This window comes from Sphingomonas sp. Leaf208 (assembly GCF_001421415.1).
Lineage (GTDB): Bacteria > Pseudomonadota > Alphaproteobacteria > Sphingomonadales > Sphingomonadaceae > Sphingomonas.
This window is the reverse complement of sequence record NZ_LMKH01000036.1, coordinates 95,737-111,349: the sequence shown is the minus strand read 5'-3', so window position 1 is coordinate 111,349 and position 15,613 is coordinate 95,737. Positions and strand designations below refer to the sequence as shown.

Below are 15,613 nucleotides of genomic sequence, written 5' to 3'. Positions count from 1 at the left end.
GGGAGGGGTTGGGGTGGGTCGGGTTCCGCATGTTCGCAGGGTTGTGGCTCAATCGGGCCGACCCACCCCCGGCCCCTCCCTTTCAGGGAGGGGGGGAAGAAGTCAGAAGCCTACCCTGTACCGCATCGCCATGCCGTAATCGTTGGGCAGCGCCGCGAAGTTGCCGGGGTCGCGGCGGAAGAACAGGTTGGTGTCGAGCCCGCCGCCGAACACCGGCACGGCGTAGCGCATCTCGACATCGAGTTCGCGGCCTTGGGGGGCGAGGTTGAGGCGTTGGGTGGTCCAGTCGGTGACGGTACCGGACGTGTAATCGAAATAGGTTGGCAGGCTGAGGTCGATGCCGCCGCGGGCTACGCGCAACGGTTGCGCGATGCGGAGGCCGATGCTGTCGTGCCCGAAGATGCCGTCCTTGCCGATGTCGGCCGCGAAGGCGTTGGTGCGGACGAGGCCGTCGCCGCTGAGACCGCCGCGGACGGCGGCGCGGGTCCAGCCTTGGCGCATCGATCCGCCGATGCTCCAGCCTGCGCCGGCATCGAAGCGCGCTTTGGTATCCACGAACCATGTCGCCGCGCGGGTCGCGCCGAGCGCGGCGTCGAAGCGTGCGCCGAGCACGGTGTCGCGCTCGTCCATCCGCGTCGCGGCGACCATCGTCGACAGCGCGCCGAAGCGTCGGTCGACTGCAAGCGAGACCCGGTTGTAGCCGGAGCGCTGCCAGCGGTCGCGCAGGCGGAGGTCGCTGTCACGCTGTGTCAGGACGTCGCCATTCTCGATGCCCGCGGTGAAGCCGAACCCACCGAAGCTCTGCCGCATCGCGCTGGAGGCACGGATGCTGCTGTCGAAGCCCATGCCGCCGGTGTTGGCGATCAGGAAGGCGGGTTCGGACTGGCCCGACAACTGCGCACTGAGCGCGCCCGATCCTTGTGCGAAGCCGAAGCCGAACGACAGCGTGCTGCCGAGTTTCTGCGTCACCATCCCGGCGATCGCGCGCGCGCTGGTCGCGTCGGCGCTCGACAGCGCGGTGCGATCAAGCGCGACGTCGCCGTTCGCGCGCGGGGCTAGCGTCATCGATACGGTCATGCCGCCCTGCGCCAATGCGACCGTGCGGAATCGCGACTGGAGCGCGCCGCCTAGCGAGCGTTCCGGGCTGCGGCGCGCGATCGTCTTGGCGAGGTCGATCGCGAACGCGCGGCTGTAGCCGTCGAGGATTACCGCGCCGAGTTCGCCTTGGGTTGCGTCGCCCATAGGCGCGGACAGGCTGGCGTTGCTGATCGTAGAGACGACCGCTTTCGATCCTGCGATCGAGGTCGTGCCGAGCGGCTGGAATGCGCGCGTCAGGTCGAGCACGCCGTTGCCGTACACCGCGTCGACTCCGGGCGCGCCGGCGTCGCGCGCGCTGCGAAACAGGATGTCGACGATCTGCGCGCCGGTCAGGTTGGGGAAAGCCTGCGCCAGCATCGCGACCGCGCCGGAAATCTGCGGGGCGGCGAACGACGTGCCTGACCAGAGATAGGCGGTGTCGGTCGCGTCGGGCGCACGGACGCTTTCGCCGACCGCGGTGAGGAAGTGCGCAGCGCCGGTCCCCGCGCGGTCGCTGAAGGTGGATATTGCGTCGCTCGCGCCGACCGAGCCGGCGATGATCACCTGGTTGCGGCCCTGCGCTTCGCCTGCGACGTTGGTGAACGGATCGGGGTTGGCCGAACCGTCATTGCCCGCCGCGATCACGACGACCAGGCCGGCAGCAGTCGCGCGGCCGATCGCGTCCTTCAGGCTTTGCGGCATCTCGGAGCCGCCGAGCGAGATGTTGACGACCTTCGCGCCCGCCGTGCGGGCCGCGTCGAGACCGCGCGTGATCGCGTCGGTGCCGAACTTGCAGCCCGAATCCTCATCGTCCTTGCTCGCGGTGGCGCAAGTACCGGGACGGTCGGCGCGCAGGACGATCAGCGTCGCGTCGAATGCCACGCCGTGCGATCCCGCGCCGTTCCTCCGGCCCGCCAGCGTGAAGGCGACCGCGGTGCCGTGGCCGCCTTCGTCGTCGATCGAGCTATTGCCGGCGACGTCCTGCGAGGCGGACGAAACGCGGGTGCCGAACTCCTGGCTTTGCAGGTCGATGCCGCTGTCGATCACGCCAACGCCGATCCCCCTGCCGGTCGCGCCGACATTGTAGGCGGCCAGCGCGTTCATCGAGACCGCGCCGACGGTCGCGCGATATTCGCTGGTGTCGTTGCTGGACGGTGTCGGGGTCGGTGTCGGCGCGGGAGTCGGAGCAGGGGAGGGCGCTGGGGTCGGAAGCGGTGTCGGCGTCGGGGTGGAAACCGTGGGAGGGGCCGGCGTGCTGTTGATGCCACCACCGCCGCCGCCTCCACAGGCGGCGAGCAGCAGGCCACTTGCCACTGCTGCCGTTCTCAGCAGCCCCGCCTTCGTGCCGCGCATTCATCCCACCCTTTTGCGATTTTCCGTAACATACTGGAATGCAAAGCCTTACGCGATCGTAAACATCGGCCATCAAGGTCGGCAGTGTCGCACCCCGCTTGTCGCCGCGTGTCGCGGTCCGTAGAGGTTCCGGCCGATGCTTGCCCGCCTTGACCCCCGCCTCGACCATGTCCGCAACTGGATCTTCGATCTCGACAACACGCTGTACCCGGCGAGCGCGGACCTGTTCGCGCAGGTCGATGCGCGGATGACCGGGTTCATCCAGGACCTCCTCGGGTTGGAGCATGACGAGGCGCGGCGCGTGCAAAAGGGGTATTTCCACAATCACGGCACGACGCTGTCGGGGCTGATGGCCGAGCATCAGGTCGATCCGCACGCGTTCCTGGCGCATGTCCACGACATCGAGATGGACGTGTTGGAGCACGACGCGCCGCTGGTCGCCGCGATCGCCAAGCTGCCGGGGCGCAAACTCGTCTTTACCAATGGTGACAAACCGTATGCGCTGAAGATCCTCGACCGGCTCGGGCTCGGCGAGAGCTTCGAGGCGATCCATGACATCCATGCGATGGACCTGATGCCGAAGCCGCATGCCTCCGCCTATGCCGGGTTCTGCGCTGCGTTCGACATCGATCCGCGGGAGTCGCTGTTCGCCGACGACATGGCGCGCAACCTGACGCCGGCCAAGGCGATCGGGATGACCACCGTCTGGATCGACAACGGCTCCGAGCAGTCGCCCGACGCGGCACGCGATCACATCGATTTTACCGTGCCGGTGCTTGCGCCATGGCTCGAAACCATCCTGGAGACATCATGACCTTGCAGACCATCATCGACGCCGCCTGGGACGACCGCGCGAACCTTGGCCTGGATACCAAGGGCGAGGCTCGCGACGCCGTCGAGTCCGCGCTGGCGATGCTGGACGCAGGGACCGCGCGCGTTGCCGAACCGACCGCTGATGGCTGGCAGGTCAACCAGTGGTTGAAGAAGGCCGTGCTGCTCTCGTTCCGGCTCAACGACAACGTCGTGATCGACGGCGGTTCGGCGGGGTCCCCGGGGTTCGACAAGGTGCCGTCGAAGTTCTCGAGCTGGGGTGAAGCCGAGTTCCGTTCGGCGGGTATCCGCGTCGTTCCTGGCGCGGTCGCTCGCCGCGGCAGCTTCATCGCCAAGGGCGCGATCCTAATGCCGAGCTTCGTCAACATCGGCGCGTATGTCGGCGAGGGCACGATGGTCGACGCCTGGGCGACGGTCGGGTCGTGCGCGCAGATCGGCAAGAACGTGCATTTGTCGGGCGGTGCCGGCATCGGGGGCGTGCTCGAGCCTTTGCAGGCGGACCCCGTCATCATCGGCGACGGCGCGTTCATCGGCGCGCGCGCGGAAGTGGCGGAGGGCGTCCGCGTCGGCGAGGGCGCGGTGCTGTCGATGGGCGTGTATCTGGGCGCCTCGACCAAGATCATCGACCGCGCGACTGGCGAAGTGTTCAAGGGCGAAGTGCCGCCCTATTCCGTCGTCGTGCCGGGCTCGATCGGTGGCGGGGACGGCAAGCCGGCCCTGTATTGCGCGGTGATCGTCAAGCGTGTCGATGCGCAAACGCGTTCCAAAACCTCGATCAACGACCTGCTGAGGGACTGATCGGGTCGACAACCCGGCGGGCGCTGCCTATCCGGGTCGAAACATACCGAGGAGATAGACTTTGACCGCTGCTGCCAGCCAGGTTCTCGACCGCGTACTCGTCCTCGAAATGGTCCGCGTGACCGAGGCGGCGGCGATCGCCGCATCCACGCTCGTCGGGCGCGGCGACGAGAAGGCAGCGGATGCAGCGGCGGTCGAGGCGATGCGCGAGGCGCTCAACTCGCTGTACATGGACGGCACCGTCGTGATCGGCGAGGGCGAGCGCGACGAGGCGCCGATGCTGTTCATCGGCGAGAAGGTCGGCTCGGCGATCGGCAAGGGCCCGAAGATCGACATCGCGCTCGATCCGCTCGAAGGCACGACGATCTGCGCGACCGCGGGCCCGAACAGCCTCGCCGTGCTGGCGATCGCCGAGGAGGGCGGGCTGCTCAACGCGCCCGACGTCTACATGGACAAGATCGCGGTGGGGCCGGGTTATCCCGAGGGGATCATCGATCTCGACAAGACGCCGACCGAGAACATCAACGCGGTCGCCGCTGCCAAGGGCGTGCCGGCGCGCGACCTGATCGTGTGCGTGCTCGATCGGCCGCGTCACGAGGCGCTGATCGCCGAACTGCGCCAGGTCGGTTGCGGGATCATGCTGATCGGTGACGGCGACGTTGCCGGCGTGATCGCGACGTCGGATCCCGAGACGACCGTCGACGTGTATATGGGGTCCGGTGGCGCACCCGAGGGCGTGCTGGCGTGCGCTGCGCTGCGCTGCGTCGGTGGGCAGTTCAAGGGGCGGTTGCTGTTCCGGAACGACGACGAGCGTGGGCGTGCGGCGAAGTGGGGGATTACGGACCTCGACAAGCAGTATGACCTTTCGGAACTGGCGAAGGGCGACTGTATCTTTGCGGCGACCGGCGTGACGGATGGGTCGCTGTTGGCTGGCGTGAAGCGGAAGAAGGGCAAGATGACGACGGAGAGCGTGGTGATGCGCGCGTCTTCGGGGACCGTGCGTTGGGTGAAGGGCGAGCATCGTACTGACTGATTTTGCTGACTGAGCGAGTGCACCACCCCGGCGAAGGCCGGGGCCCAATTGGGAAACGCCGCTAATGGAGCGTTGCGCTTAGTTACTCCGGACGTTCCAACTGGGCCCCGGCCTTCGCCGGGGTGGAGCGCTGGGTGAAGGTGGTGAACCAAACCGCATGTGTCCCCGCGAAGGCGGGGACCCAGACTGGGCTCCCGCCTTCGCGGGAGAACAAGCAGGCGGAGCGGTGGAACGTAGGAGGGGCGAAGTGTCGAAATGATCCTTCTCAACGCCCTCCTCCTCGTCACGATCATGAGCCTGGTCTGGTTCCTCATGGGCGACCTCCTCGGCTACCGCCGGATCAAGCGCCTCTCCGACACCGCCTCGCGCCAGAAGACCTATCGCCTGTGGATCGCCAAGGCTGCGATCGCCTTCGTCCTGCCGGCAGTGATCGGACTAGCCTTGCTCGGGCGCCTCGACGCGCTCGTCACCGTGCCGCCCGAGTTCGACGCCCTCCGCACGCTCCTTCCCAGTTTCGAAGGCTACAGCCGCGTGGAACTGCTCGGCATGATCGGCGGCAGTGCGCTAGGTGGCCTGATCATCGGCGCGGTGCTTGCGACGCGGCGTAACTGGCGCGTCCTCAAGACGATCGGCAATGTCGGCTCGCTGCTTCCGCGCAACCGGCCGGAGATCGCGCATGCCGTCGCCATGTCGATCGCGGCGGGCGTGTCCGAGGAACTCGCCTTTCGACTGTTCCTGCCGCTGCTGGTCGCGCTCGTCTCCGGCAGCGCGTTCGTCGCGTTCGGTGTCGCGGTCGCGGCTTTCGGCGCGATGCATGTGTATCAGGGGCGGGCGGGCGTGATCGCGACCACGCTGGTCGGTGCGCTGATGGCGGCGGTGTATCTGATGACCGGGGAGCTGTGGCTGGCGATGGTCCTGCACGCGCTGATCGATCTCAACTCGCTGGTATTGCGCCCGATGTTGACCGGAGCATGGCGCGCGGCTTGACTTCGCAGGCGTGGGTTCGTCCAATCGTGGCACGGTCCACGAAGGGAATTCCATGTCGCGTAACGCTTTCCTGTTTGCGCTTGCAGTCGTCGCGGCTGTCCCGGCCGCCACGCTCGCGCAGATAGCGCCGCAAACCGTGACCCAGTCGCCCTTCACGTTCGAAGAGGTGATGGTGCCGATGCGCGACGGGGCGAAGTTGCAGACGGTCATCATGCGGCCGCGCGGCATGACCGGTCCGCTGCCGATCCTCCTCCAGCGAACGCCCTACGGCGTGCCCGATGCGCCATTCGCCACCGCCGATCGCTTCGGACCGTTGATGAAGGACGGCTATGTCTTCGTGTTCCAGTCGATGCGCGGGCGGTTCAAGTCGGACGGGGTGTTCACGCTGTCGACTGCGGTCCACCTTGGCGATCCGAAAGCGGTCGACGAGGCTACGGACGCCTACGACACGGTCGGCTGGCTGGTGAAGAACGTTCCCGCGAACACCGGCAAGGTCGGCATGTGGGGTGTGTCCTACCCCGGTTTCGCCGCCGCCGTCGCGCTGGCGAACCCGCATCCGGCGTTGAAGGCGGTGTCTCCGCAGGCGGCGTGGATCGATTACTGGCAGTCGGACGACCTGCACCGCAACGGCGCGCTGCGGTTGAGCTATGCGACCGACTGGGTGTCGTCGCTGCAACTCGACAAGACGAAGAATTCCGACTTCGCGTATCCGAGCGATACCTACGACTATTTCCTCAAGGCTGGCTCGGCGGAGGCGATCGACCGGACCGTGTTCAAGGGGCGCGTGCCGATGTTCACGTCGCTGCTCGATCACCCCAATCATGATGCGTTCTATACTGCGCAACGCTGGACCGATGCGCTCGGCAAGACGACCGTGCCGACGCTGAATGTCGCGGGGTTCTGGGATCAGGAGGATCCTTGGGGCTCGTGGCAGATCTACGCGCGTCAGAAGCGCAACGACCCGAACCACCTGGCGCAGATGGTGGCCGGGCCGTGGCGGCACGGCGGGTGGCAGGGCGTGGCGGATCATCTTGGGCCGATCCCGCTTGGGACGGCGAGCGGCACGCAGTTCCAGGAGCAGATCCAGGCGCCGTTCTTCGCCTATTGGCTGCACGGCAAGGGTCCGCGGCCGGACTTTGCGGCGAAGATGTTCCAGTCGGGGTCGAACGTTTGGAAGACCTATGCAGCCTGGCCTCCGACGGGCGTGAAGGCGACCGAGCTTTACCTGCACGCGGACGGCAGCCTGTCGTTCACCGCTCCGGTCCCGGGCGAGGGGTGTCGCGATTACGTGTCCGATCCGGCGAACCCGGTGCCGTTCCGTCGGCGACCGATGTCGGCGACGTATGCCAGCCCGGACTGGGCGTGGTGGGAGGCGGACGACCAGCGCTTCGTCGATCACCGGCCCGATGTGCTGGGGTATGTGTCGGAGCCTCTGACTGGCGACCTGACGGTGACGGGGGCGCTGTCGGCGACGTTGCAGGCATCGACCAGCGGGACGGACAGCGATTTTGTGGTGAAGCTGATCGATGTGTTGCCCGACGATACCGAGTCGTTCGACAAGTCTCAGGCCCGGCCTGGCGATTACGCGAAGACGTTGAACGGCTATCAGTTGCCGATTGCGATGGAGGTGCGGCGCGGGCGGTTCCTGGCGAGCGATACGGCGCCGCAGCCTCTCGTGCCGGGCAAGGTGGTCGCGTGGGACGTGTCGCTGCGTGACCACGACCATGTGTTCAAGGCGGGGCACCGGATCATGGTGCAGATCCAGTCGAGCTGGTTCCCGATGATCGACCGCAACCCGCAGTCGTTCGTGCCGAACATCGGGCGGGCTAAACCGAGCGATTACGTGAAAGCGACGCAGAAGGTCTGTGCGGGATCACGGATCACGTTGCCGGTTATGCGCTAGGGTTTGCGGAACGTTGCCCACCCCGGCGGAGGCCGGGGCCCAGTTGGAAAGGTCGAGGTAACGGAGCGCGGTCCTTCGTTATTACTGTCCCCCAACGGGGCCCCGGCCTCCGCCGGGGTGGTGGTCTCTGACGTTCAACTCAGTTCTTCATTCGCCAGCCGGTCTTGAAGATCCAGGCGATCGCGATCAGGCACACGGCAAGAAAGCCCGCCGTCACCGCGAGGCTGACCCCGACCGCGACGTCGCCGACCCCGAAGAAGCTCCAGCGAAAGCCGCTGACCAGATAGACGACCGGGTTGAACAGGCTGAACGTGCGCCACGGCTGGGGCAGCATGTCGATCGAGTAGAACGCGCCGCCGAGGAAGGTCAGCGGCGTGATCAGCAGCGCGGGGACGAAGTTCAGCTGCTCGAAGCCGTTCGCCCAGACGCCGATGATGAACCCGAACAGGCTGAACGCGACCGCGGTGAGGATCAGGAACGCGATCATCGCGAACGGGTGCTCGATCCGCAGCGGCACGAAGAACGAGGCGGTCGCGAGAATGATCAGCCCGAGGATCACCGACTTGGTGGTCGCCGCGCCGACATAGCCGATCACCATCTCCATCGCCGAGACGGGCGCCGACAACAGCTCGTAGATCGTGCCGGTGAATTTGGGGAAGTAGATGCCGATCGACGCGTTCGAGATGCTCTGCGTGAGCAGCGACAGCATGATCAGGCCGGGGACGATGAAGCTGCCATAGCCGACGCCGCCGACCTGCTGCATCCGGCTGCCGATCGCACCGCCGAAGACGATGAAATACAGCGACGTCGTGAGGACGGGGGTGACAAGGCTCTGCCACAGCGTGCGCAGCGCGCGCGCCATTTCGAAGCGGTAGATCGCCCAGATGCCATGGGTATTCATGCGCGTTCTCCGACAAGATCGACGAAGATGTCTTCGAGGCTCGATTTGCTGGTTTCGAGGTCCTTGAAGCCGATGCCGAGTTCGCTGAGTTTGCGCAGTAGCGACGGGATTCCGGTGTGATCGGCCTGCGCGTCGAACACGTAGCGCAGGCGCTTGCCGTCGTCTTCCAGCGACAGGTCCCACTCTGCGAGGTCGGCGGGAAGCGCCGTCATCGGGTCTTGGAGCGCGATGTCGAGTTCGCGCTTGCCGAGCTTCTTCATCAGCGAGGCCTTGTCGTCGACGAGGAGCAGCTTGCCCTTGTCGATGACACCGACGCGGTCCGCCATTTCCTCGGCCTCCTCGATATAATGCGTCGTCAGGATGATCGTCGTGCCGCCTTCGCGCAGGCGGTGGACGAGCTTCCACATGTCGCGGCGGAGCGCCACGTCGACGCCTGCGGTGGGTTCGTCGAGGAACAGGATTTCGGGTTCGTGCGCGAGGGCTTTCGCGATCAGCACGCGGCGCTTCATCCCGCCGGAGAGTTCGCGGATCTTCGCGTCGCGCTTGTCCCAGAGCGAGAGGTCTCGGAGCACCTGTTCGATGTATGCGCTGTGCCCCGAGCGGCCGAACAGGCGGCGGCTGAAGGTGACAGTGGCGAGCACCGTCTCGAACATGTCGACGTTGAGTTCCTGCGGGACGAGGCCGATGCGGCTGCGGGCCTGCTTATAGTCGCGGATCGCGTCGTAGCCGGCGACCTTGATCGTGCCGGCGGACGGCGTGACGATCCCGCAGATGATGCTGATGAGCGTCGTCTTGCCCGCGCCGTTGGGGCCGAGGAGGGCGAAGATCTCGCCCTTTTGGATGTCCAAGTCGACGGGGTGGAGGGCTGTGGTGCCGCTCTTGTAGGTCTTGGTGACGCCCGCGATGGACAGGATCGGTTCGGTCATTGGCACCCCTTTTTCGTGGGTGTCAGATGGGGGTGGGGGGACGCGAAAGTAAGGGCTGCCGCCTTGTTCTCCTGCGAACGCAGGAGCCCAGGATACCGGGCGTTGCGCTTTGTAACCCTGGGCTCCTGCGTTCGCAGGAGAACGGTCAACCGGCGCGGGCGGCTGCTACGGCTTTCTGGAGGTCTTCGAGCGGCAACGCGCCGGACAGGACTCGGTCACCGACCACCCAGCTCGGCGTACCGGTCATGCCGAGTTTGGCGGCTGTTTCCATGTTCTTGGCGATTTCGGCGTCGGCGGTCTTGGTGAAGCTCGCCTGCGTCGTGTCGACCCCGGCTTTGCCCGCGGCCGCGGCGATCGAGGCGTCGCTGACGGGGCCGGCGGCGTAGAGTGCGTCGTGGAAGGTGGCGAACTTGCCCTGTTGTGCGGCGGCGAGGCTCGCGCGGGCGGCGATGCGGCTCTCGGCGCTGAGGATCGGGAGTTCGCGGAAGACCACGCGGACTTTCGGGTCGGCGGCGATCAGCTTGGCGATCATCGGCAGGCTCGCGCGGCAGTATCCGCAATTATAGTCGAAATACTCGACGAGCGTGACGTCGCCCTTGGGGTTGCCGGCCCAGGCGCTGCCGAACGGGGTGACGATCGCGTCGCGGTTGGCGGTGACGGTCTTGCCGGACTCGCGGTCGCGCAGTTTCTCCATTGCCTCGGGCAGGATTTCGGGGTGCGCGAGGACGTAGTCGTGGACGATCGATTCGACCTGCGCGCGCTCGACGCCGCCGCCCTGGCGGTCGAAGCCCCAGACCGCGAGGCCTCCGATGAGGGCGCCGGCAATAGCGATCGCCGGGAATGTAAGTTTGCTCATTTGCGGCGCTTATACTGCTCGGGATTGTCGTCCATCTCGTTCTGCGCGGCCATCGCGATATCCTGTGCGCGGATCCAGTCGGTGGTGTTGGCCGGGATGTTCGCCAGCGCATATTGCGCGCTTGCCGACGCGGTCCGCATGTCGCCGCCCATGCTCGCGCGTTCGGCGGTGGCGAGCGCGGCGCGCGCGGTATCGCCGGTCAGTTCGTAGACGGTGCCGAGCTGCATCCAGGCGAACGGGTTCTGGTCGTCGCGGCCGACTGCGGTGCGCAGGACCCTGGTCGCTTCGGGGTAATTCGCCTTGTTCTCGGTCGCGATCAGCGCGTGGCCGAAGGTGGTGGCGATCAGCGGATTGTTGCGCGAGCCTTCGGTGGCTTCGCGCAGGGGGACCAGCGATTCGGTGGGCTTGCCCGCTTCAAGCAGGATCTGCCCCTTGATCTCGAGGAAATATGGGTCGGTGGGCTCGGCTTTCACCAGCGCGTTGGCTTCGGCGTCGGCTTTCTCGGGGTAGCCGGCTTTGTGATACGCGTAGGCGCGGGCATAGTGCGCGTAGATCGACTGGTTGCTGGGCGGGTAGGCCTGCAGCGTCTGGTCGGCGGGCATGACGTAGCCGGCGAGCTTGGCCTTTACGCGGCGGAAGCGTTCCTCCAGCGCAGCGTCGGGTTTGTTGGCCCAGGCGGGCGAGGCTTGCAGGTCGGCGGTGAGTGTCGCGACGCGTTCGCCCGAGAGCGGATGCGACTGCATGAACGGATCGATGTTGGCGGTGCCGAAGCGGTATTCCTGCTGCTGCAATTTCTTGAAGAAGCTGAGCATGCCGCGGCCGGAGACGTTGGCCTCGCGGAGGAATTTCGCGCCGGTCGCGTCGGCGGTCGATTCCTGGACGCGGCTGAACGAGAGGTAGCTGCCCATCGCCGCCTGCTGGCCCGCTGCCATGATGCCGGCGCCGGCTTCGCCGCTGCCGGCCGCCATCGCGGCGAGGCCGAGGACCATCGAGAGCAGGTACATGCCCATTGCCGGCTTGGTGCCGCGATCGGCGAGGACGACGTGGCCGTCGGCGATGTGACCGAGCTCGTGCGCGATGACGCCCTGGACTTCGTTGGCGTTGTCGGCGGCCTGGATGAGCCCTGAGTGGACGTAGACGGTCTGCCCGCCGGCGACGAACGCGTTGATCGACTCGTCGTTGATGAGGACGACCTTCACGTCGCGCGTCGAGAGCCCGGCCGCCTTGATCAGCGGGTTCGACATCTCCGCGAACATCGTTTCGGTCTCGGCGTCGCGGAGGATCGACTGGGCCTGGAGGGGCGTCGTCCAGAGGAGCAAGGCGGTGGCTGCGGCGGCTACTAGGCGCTTCATATTACGGGGTATCGTCGATTGGGGGCGGGGGGGCAATGGTCGTGCGGTCGGGCGTGCGATGGAGTGAAGTATAGGGAGTGCAGACGCTGGGAGCGGTTTTGCGGTTCGTTGGCGGTGCGGGTGGCATTGGGGGAGGGGAGCAGGGTTTGGGTGTGTAGGTTAGGGGTTTGGGGGGGGCGCGCGCTGCTTGCTGGTGTTTGCCTGCCTTGCGGGAGTCGGGCCTCCATGATGTGGCACCTCCCCGGCGGAGGCCGGGGTCCAATTGGGGGACCGGGCTAACTGAGGGTGGCGCTTCGTTATTGCCACCTTTCCAATTGGGCCCCGGCCTTCGCCGGGGTGGTGGTGGGTGGGGGCGAGGTCAGGCGTGCCCCGCCACAGGGATTAAAACCCAAACCTCGTATCGCTCCCGTGTCGTGTTCACCCGCGAAGGCGGGTGCCCAGTCTGGGTCCCCGCCCTCGCGGGGATACAAGCTTTCTGCCTTTCCACGAGAGCGCGTTGGCCGCTCGAGGCTGCACGCGTTCGGAGGGGCGATCTTCCCCACAAACGAAAATGGGCGCGGCCTTTCGGTCGCGCCCGTTCTTCGGTGACAGCGTCCGGGGTTAGCCGAAGGTGCGCTGCCACCAGCCGCGGCGGGGGGCGCCGTCGGGGTCGTCGTTGGCGCCGTCGTTGGTGTCCGAAGTCGCGACGTCCTGGGGCTGGACTTCGGCCTTGGGCGGGGTGGTCGCGATCGGCTCGGCGACGGGCTCGCCGGTCGGGGCGGCATCGCCTGCGTCGACCACGGCTGCTTTCCGCGGGCGACCGCGGGGCTTGGCGACCTTGGCGGGCGCTTCCTCGACGACCGCCTCTTCAACCGCTGGCGCTTCGACCACCGCGTCCGACGCCTTGCGACGCGCACGCTTGGGCTTTGGCGCCGACGCTTCGATGGTCTCGGCGGGCGTTGCGCTCACCTCGTCCATCGTCGCCTCTGCGACCGCTTCGCGACGACGACGGCCGGGCTTCGGTGCAGCCGGCTCGACCGCGACGGGCTCCGGAGCGATCGGCGCCGGAACCACGGGCTCCGGTGCAACCATCTCGGCGTCCGCTTCGACCGCGCGTGGCTTGCGACCACGACGAGCCTTGGGGGCTGCATCGGCGACCGCCTCGGCGATGTTCGCCGCTGCGGCTGCCGCACGGGCACGCGGACGACGGCGCATCTTCGGACCATCGGCGACTTCCGCGACCGGGGCTTCCTCGACGGCGGGCTCGAACGCGGGCTCGTAAGGCGGCTCGGCATAGGTCGACTCGACCGGCTCATACGCTTCCGGCTCGGGGGCCTCGGCGATCAGCTGGGCGTCGTCGACGCTGCTGACGGCGACCGACTGGCCGTTCTCCGAACCCTGCTCGTTGCGGCGACCGCCACGACGTCCCCGACGACCGCGACGACGACGGCCTTCGCCCTCTGCGCCATTGGTCTGCTCGGCGGGTGCGCCGGCCTCGACCGCTTCGCCACCGCCGACTTCGACGATGTCGCCCTCGACCTCGTCGATCTCCTCGACGTTGGTGTCGGCATCCTCGAACGTGCCGTCCTCGTTGACGCCCTCTACTGCACCTTCCTCACCGGGACGTGCGCGACCGCGACGACCGCGACGACGGCGGCGCTTCTTGCCGCCTTCACCATCCGCATCGCGAGCCTCACGGGGCGCACGCTGCTCGCCGTTACCTTCGCGACCGCCCTCACGACGACGCGGCTGCTCAGCCTCGGCCTCCTCGACTTCCTCTTCCTCGATCTCGTCCTCGATCTCCTCGGGAAGGTCGTCCTCGTCTTCCTCGATGATCTGGACGAACTTCGGCGCATGCGCGGGCGGCGGGCCGCTGGCCTCGACCGTCATGTGCGCGCCTTCCTCGTCCTGGCCGGGGATGATCTCGACGATCACGCCGTAGCGATCCTCGATCTCGGCGATGTCGGCGCGCTTGCGGTTGAGGATGTACACCGCGGCTTCCTGGCTCGCGCGCAGGGTGAGCAGCGAACCGCGACCGCGGGCGGCCTCGTCCTCGATCAGGCGAAGTGCGGAGATGCCCGACGACGATGCGGTGCGGACGAGGCCGGTGCCCTCGCAATGCGGGCAAGCACGCGTAGATGCTTCAAGCACGCCGGTGCGGAGGCGCTGGCGGCTCATTTCCATGAGGCCGAACGACGAGATGCGGCCGATCTGGATGCGCGCGCGATCGTTCTTGAGCGCCTCCTTCATCGCCTTCTCGACCTTACGGACGTTGGAATTGTTATCCATGTCGATGAAGTCGATGACGACGAGCCCGGCCATGTCGCGCAGGCGGAGCTGGCGGCCGATTTCCTGTGCCGCCTCGAGGTTGGTCGCGGTCGCGGTCTGTTCGATCGAATGCTCGCGCGTCGAACGGCCAGAGTTGATGTCGATCGAGACGAGCGCCTCGGTCGGGTTGATGACCAGGTAGCCGCCCGACTTCAGCTGCACGACGGGGTGGTACATCGCGGCAAGCTGATCCTCGACGCCGGCGCGCTGGAACAGCGGCACGGGGTCGGCGTAATGCTTGATGCGCCGCGCGTGCGTCGGCATCAGCAGGCGCATGAACTCGCGCGCCTGGCGATAGCCGTCCTCGCCCTCGACGATGACCTCTTCGATTTCCTTGTTGTAGATGTCGCGGATCGCGCGCTTGATCAGGTCGCTGTCGCCATAGACGAGCGCGGGAGCCGACGCCTTGAGCGTGGCTTCGCGGATGCCGTCCCAGAGGCGGGCGAGGTAATCGAAGTCGCGCTTGATCTCGACCTTCGAGCGCTGGAGGCCGGCGGTGCGGACGATGCAGCCCATCGACGGCGGCAGCTGCATGTCGGCCATGATCGTCTTGAGGCGCTTGCGATCGCCCGCGTTCGAGATCTTCCGCGAGATGCCGCCGCCGTGCGACGTGTTCGGCATCAGCACGCAGTAGCGACCGGCGAGGCTCAGGTACGTGGTCAGCGCCGCGCCCTTGTTGCCGCGCTCCTCCTTGACGACCTGGACGAGCAGCACCTGGCGGCGATGGATCACGTCCTGGATCTTGTAGCGACGGCGCAGGTTCATGCGACGCTCGCGCAGGTCCTCGACCGCGGCATCGTCGGCGCTCGGCTTGCGCTTGCGGCGGGGGGCTTCGCCCGCTTCGCCGCCTTCGAGTTCCTCGGCGACGTCGGGATCTACCCCGCCATCGTCCTCGAAGCGCTCGATGTCGTCCTCGTCGTCACCCTCTTCGTCGTCCGAGTCGTAGTCGGCGCGCAGGGCGGCTTCTTCGGCGGCATGCTCGGCTTCTTCACGGAGCAGCGCGTCGCGATCTTCCTTGGGGATCTGGTAGTAATCGGGGTGGATCTCGCTGAATGCGAGGAAGCCGTGGCGATTGCCGCCGTAATCGATGAACGCCGCCTGGAGCGACGGCTCGACCCGCGTGACCTTGGCGAGGTAGATATTGCCCTTGAGCTGCTTGCGTTCGGCACTCTCGAAATCGAATTCCTCGATCCGGTTACCCTTGACGACTGCGATCCGGGTCTCTTCCCGGTGGCGTGCGTCGATCAGCATGCGCGTTGTCATTGTAGATTCTCCGCGCGCGCGCCGGG

Annotated in this window: 11 protein-coding genes; 5 read left to right on the top strand and 6 right to left on the bottom strand. The window is 66.8% G+C overall.

Annotated features, from left to right (window positions below; genetic code table 11):
* Positions 1-102 precede the first annotated feature (102 nt).
* Positions 103-2,430: a S8 family peptidase gene (locus ASE69_RS18090; RefSeq protein WP_082453226.1), complete on the bottom strand. Its 2,328-nt coding sequence runs from the start codon at positions 2,428-2,430 to the stop codon at positions 103-105.
* 136 nt (positions 2,431-2,566) lie between these two features.
* Here ASE69_RS18090 and ASE69_RS18085 point away from each other — a divergent pair, with 136 nt between their 5' ends.
* The 5 genes from ASE69_RS18085 to ASE69_RS18065 all read left to right on the top strand — a co-directional run bounded on the left by ASE69_RS18085 (position 2,567) and on the right by ASE69_RS18065 (position 7,982).
* The gene (locus tag ASE69_RS18085) at positions 2,567-3,244 is read left to right on the top strand and encodes a pyrimidine 5'-nucleotidase (RefSeq protein WP_056489655.1); all 678 of its coding nucleotides are present in this window, start codon (positions 2,567-2,569) and stop codon (positions 3,242-3,244) included.
* Complete coding sequence (dapD, locus tag ASE69_RS18080) at positions 3,241-4,059, top strand: 2,3,4,5-tetrahydropyridine-2,6-dicarboxylate N-succinyltransferase (RefSeq protein ID WP_056489653.1); 819 nt, start codon at positions 3,241-3,243, stop codon at positions 4,057-4,059. The genes ASE69_RS18085 and dapD overlap by 4 nt, the downstream gene beginning before the upstream one ends.
* 61 nt (positions 4,060-4,120) lie before the next feature.
* Positions 4,121-5,092 carry a class II fructose-bisphosphatase gene (gene glpX, locus ASE69_RS18075; protein WP_056065803.1) on the top strand — a complete coding sequence of 324 codons (972 nt, stop codon included), beginning with the start codon at positions 4,121-4,123 and terminating at the stop codon, positions 5,090-5,092.
* Between the two features lie 255 nt (positions 5,093-5,347).
* Positions 5,348-6,079, top strand: a complete 732-nt coding sequence (locus ASE69_RS18070; protein WP_056489650.1) for a CPBP family intramembrane glutamic endopeptidase — start codon at positions 5,348-5,350, stop codon at positions 6,077-6,079.
* A gap of 52 nt (positions 6,080-6,131) precedes the next feature.
* Positions 6,132-7,982, top strand: coding sequence for a CocE/NonD family hydrolase (locus tag ASE69_RS18065; protein WP_056489648.1), 1,851 nt, complete (start codon positions 6,132-6,134; stop codon positions 7,980-7,982).
* Positions 7,983-8,121: 139 nt separating this feature from the next.
* Here the strand turns inward: ASE69_RS18065 and ASE69_RS18060 are convergent, their stop codons facing one another.
* The 5 genes from ASE69_RS18060 to ASE69_RS18040 form a co-directional block, all read right to left on the bottom strand.
* Positions 8,122-8,883, bottom strand: a complete 762-nt coding sequence (locus ASE69_RS18060; RefSeq protein WP_056065813.1) for an ABC transporter permease — start codon at positions 8,881-8,883, stop codon at positions 8,122-8,124.
* On the bottom strand, positions 8,880-9,809 hold the full coding sequence (locus ASE69_RS18055) for an ABC transporter ATP-binding protein (protein ID WP_056489646.1): 930 nt from the start codon (positions 9,807-9,809) through the stop codon (positions 8,880-8,882). Before ASE69_RS18055 ends, ASE69_RS18060 begins: the two co-directional genes overlap by 4 nt.
* Positions 9,810-9,954: 145 nt before the next feature.
* On the bottom strand, positions 9,955-10,665 hold the full coding sequence (locus tag ASE69_RS18050; RefSeq protein ID WP_056489644.1) for a DsbA family protein: 711 nt from the start codon (positions 10,663-10,665) through the stop codon (positions 9,955-9,957).
* Positions 10,662-12,017 (bottom strand): M48 family metalloprotease, encoded by a 1,356-nt coding sequence (locus ASE69_RS18045; RefSeq protein WP_056489642.1) that lies wholly within the window; start codon positions 12,015-12,017, stop codon positions 10,662-10,664. The genes ASE69_RS18050 and ASE69_RS18045 overlap by 4 nt, the downstream gene beginning before the upstream one ends.
* A 600-nt stretch (positions 12,018-12,617) precedes the next feature.
* Complete coding sequence (locus ASE69_RS18040) at positions 12,618-15,587, bottom strand: ribonuclease E/G (protein ID WP_235518964.1); 2,970 nt, start codon at positions 15,585-15,587, stop codon at positions 12,618-12,620.
* Between the last annotated feature and the right edge of the window lie 26 nt (positions 15,588-15,613).

What these genes read in the sequence shown, in the direction of transcription:
- ASE69_RS18090 (WP_082453226.1), bottom strand. Translation starts at nt 2,430, where the DNA reads ATGCGCGGCACGAAGGCGGGGCTGCTGAGAACGGCAGCAGTGGCAAGT.
- ASE69_RS18045 (WP_056489642.1), bottom strand. Translation starts at nt 12,017, where the DNA reads ATGAAGCGCCTAGTAGCCGCCGCAGCCACCGCCTTGCTCCTCTGGACG.
- ASE69_RS18065 (WP_056489648.1), top strand. Translation starts at nt 6,132, where the DNA reads ATGTCGCGTAACGCTTTCCTGTTTGCGCTTGCAGTCGTCGCGGCTGTC.
- ASE69_RS18085 (WP_056489655.1), top strand. Translation starts at nt 2,567, where the DNA reads ATGCTTGCCCGCCTTGACCCCCGCCTCGACCATGTCCGCAACTGGATC.
- ASE69_RS18055 (WP_056489646.1), bottom strand. Translation starts at nt 9,809, where the DNA reads ATGACCGAACCGATCCTGTCCATCGCGGGCGTCACCAAGACCTACAAG.
- ASE69_RS18040 (WP_235518964.1), bottom strand. Translation starts at nt 15,587, where the DNA reads ATGACAACGCGCATGCTGATCGACGCACGCCACCGGGAAGAGACCCGG.
- dapD (WP_056489653.1), top strand. Translation starts at nt 3,241, where the DNA reads ATGACCTTGCAGACCATCATCGACGCCGCCTGGGACGACCGCGCGAAC.
- ASE69_RS18050 (WP_056489644.1), bottom strand. Translation starts at nt 10,665, where the DNA reads ATGAGCAAACTTACATTCCCGGCGATCGCTATTGCCGGCGCCCTCATC.
- ASE69_RS18070 (WP_056489650.1), top strand. Translation starts at nt 5,348, where the DNA reads ATGATCCTTCTCAACGCCCTCCTCCTCGTCACGATCATGAGCCTGGTC.
- ASE69_RS18060 (WP_056065813.1), bottom strand. Translation starts at nt 8,883, where the DNA reads ATGAATACCCATGGCATCTGGGCGATCTACCGCTTCGAAATGGCGCGC.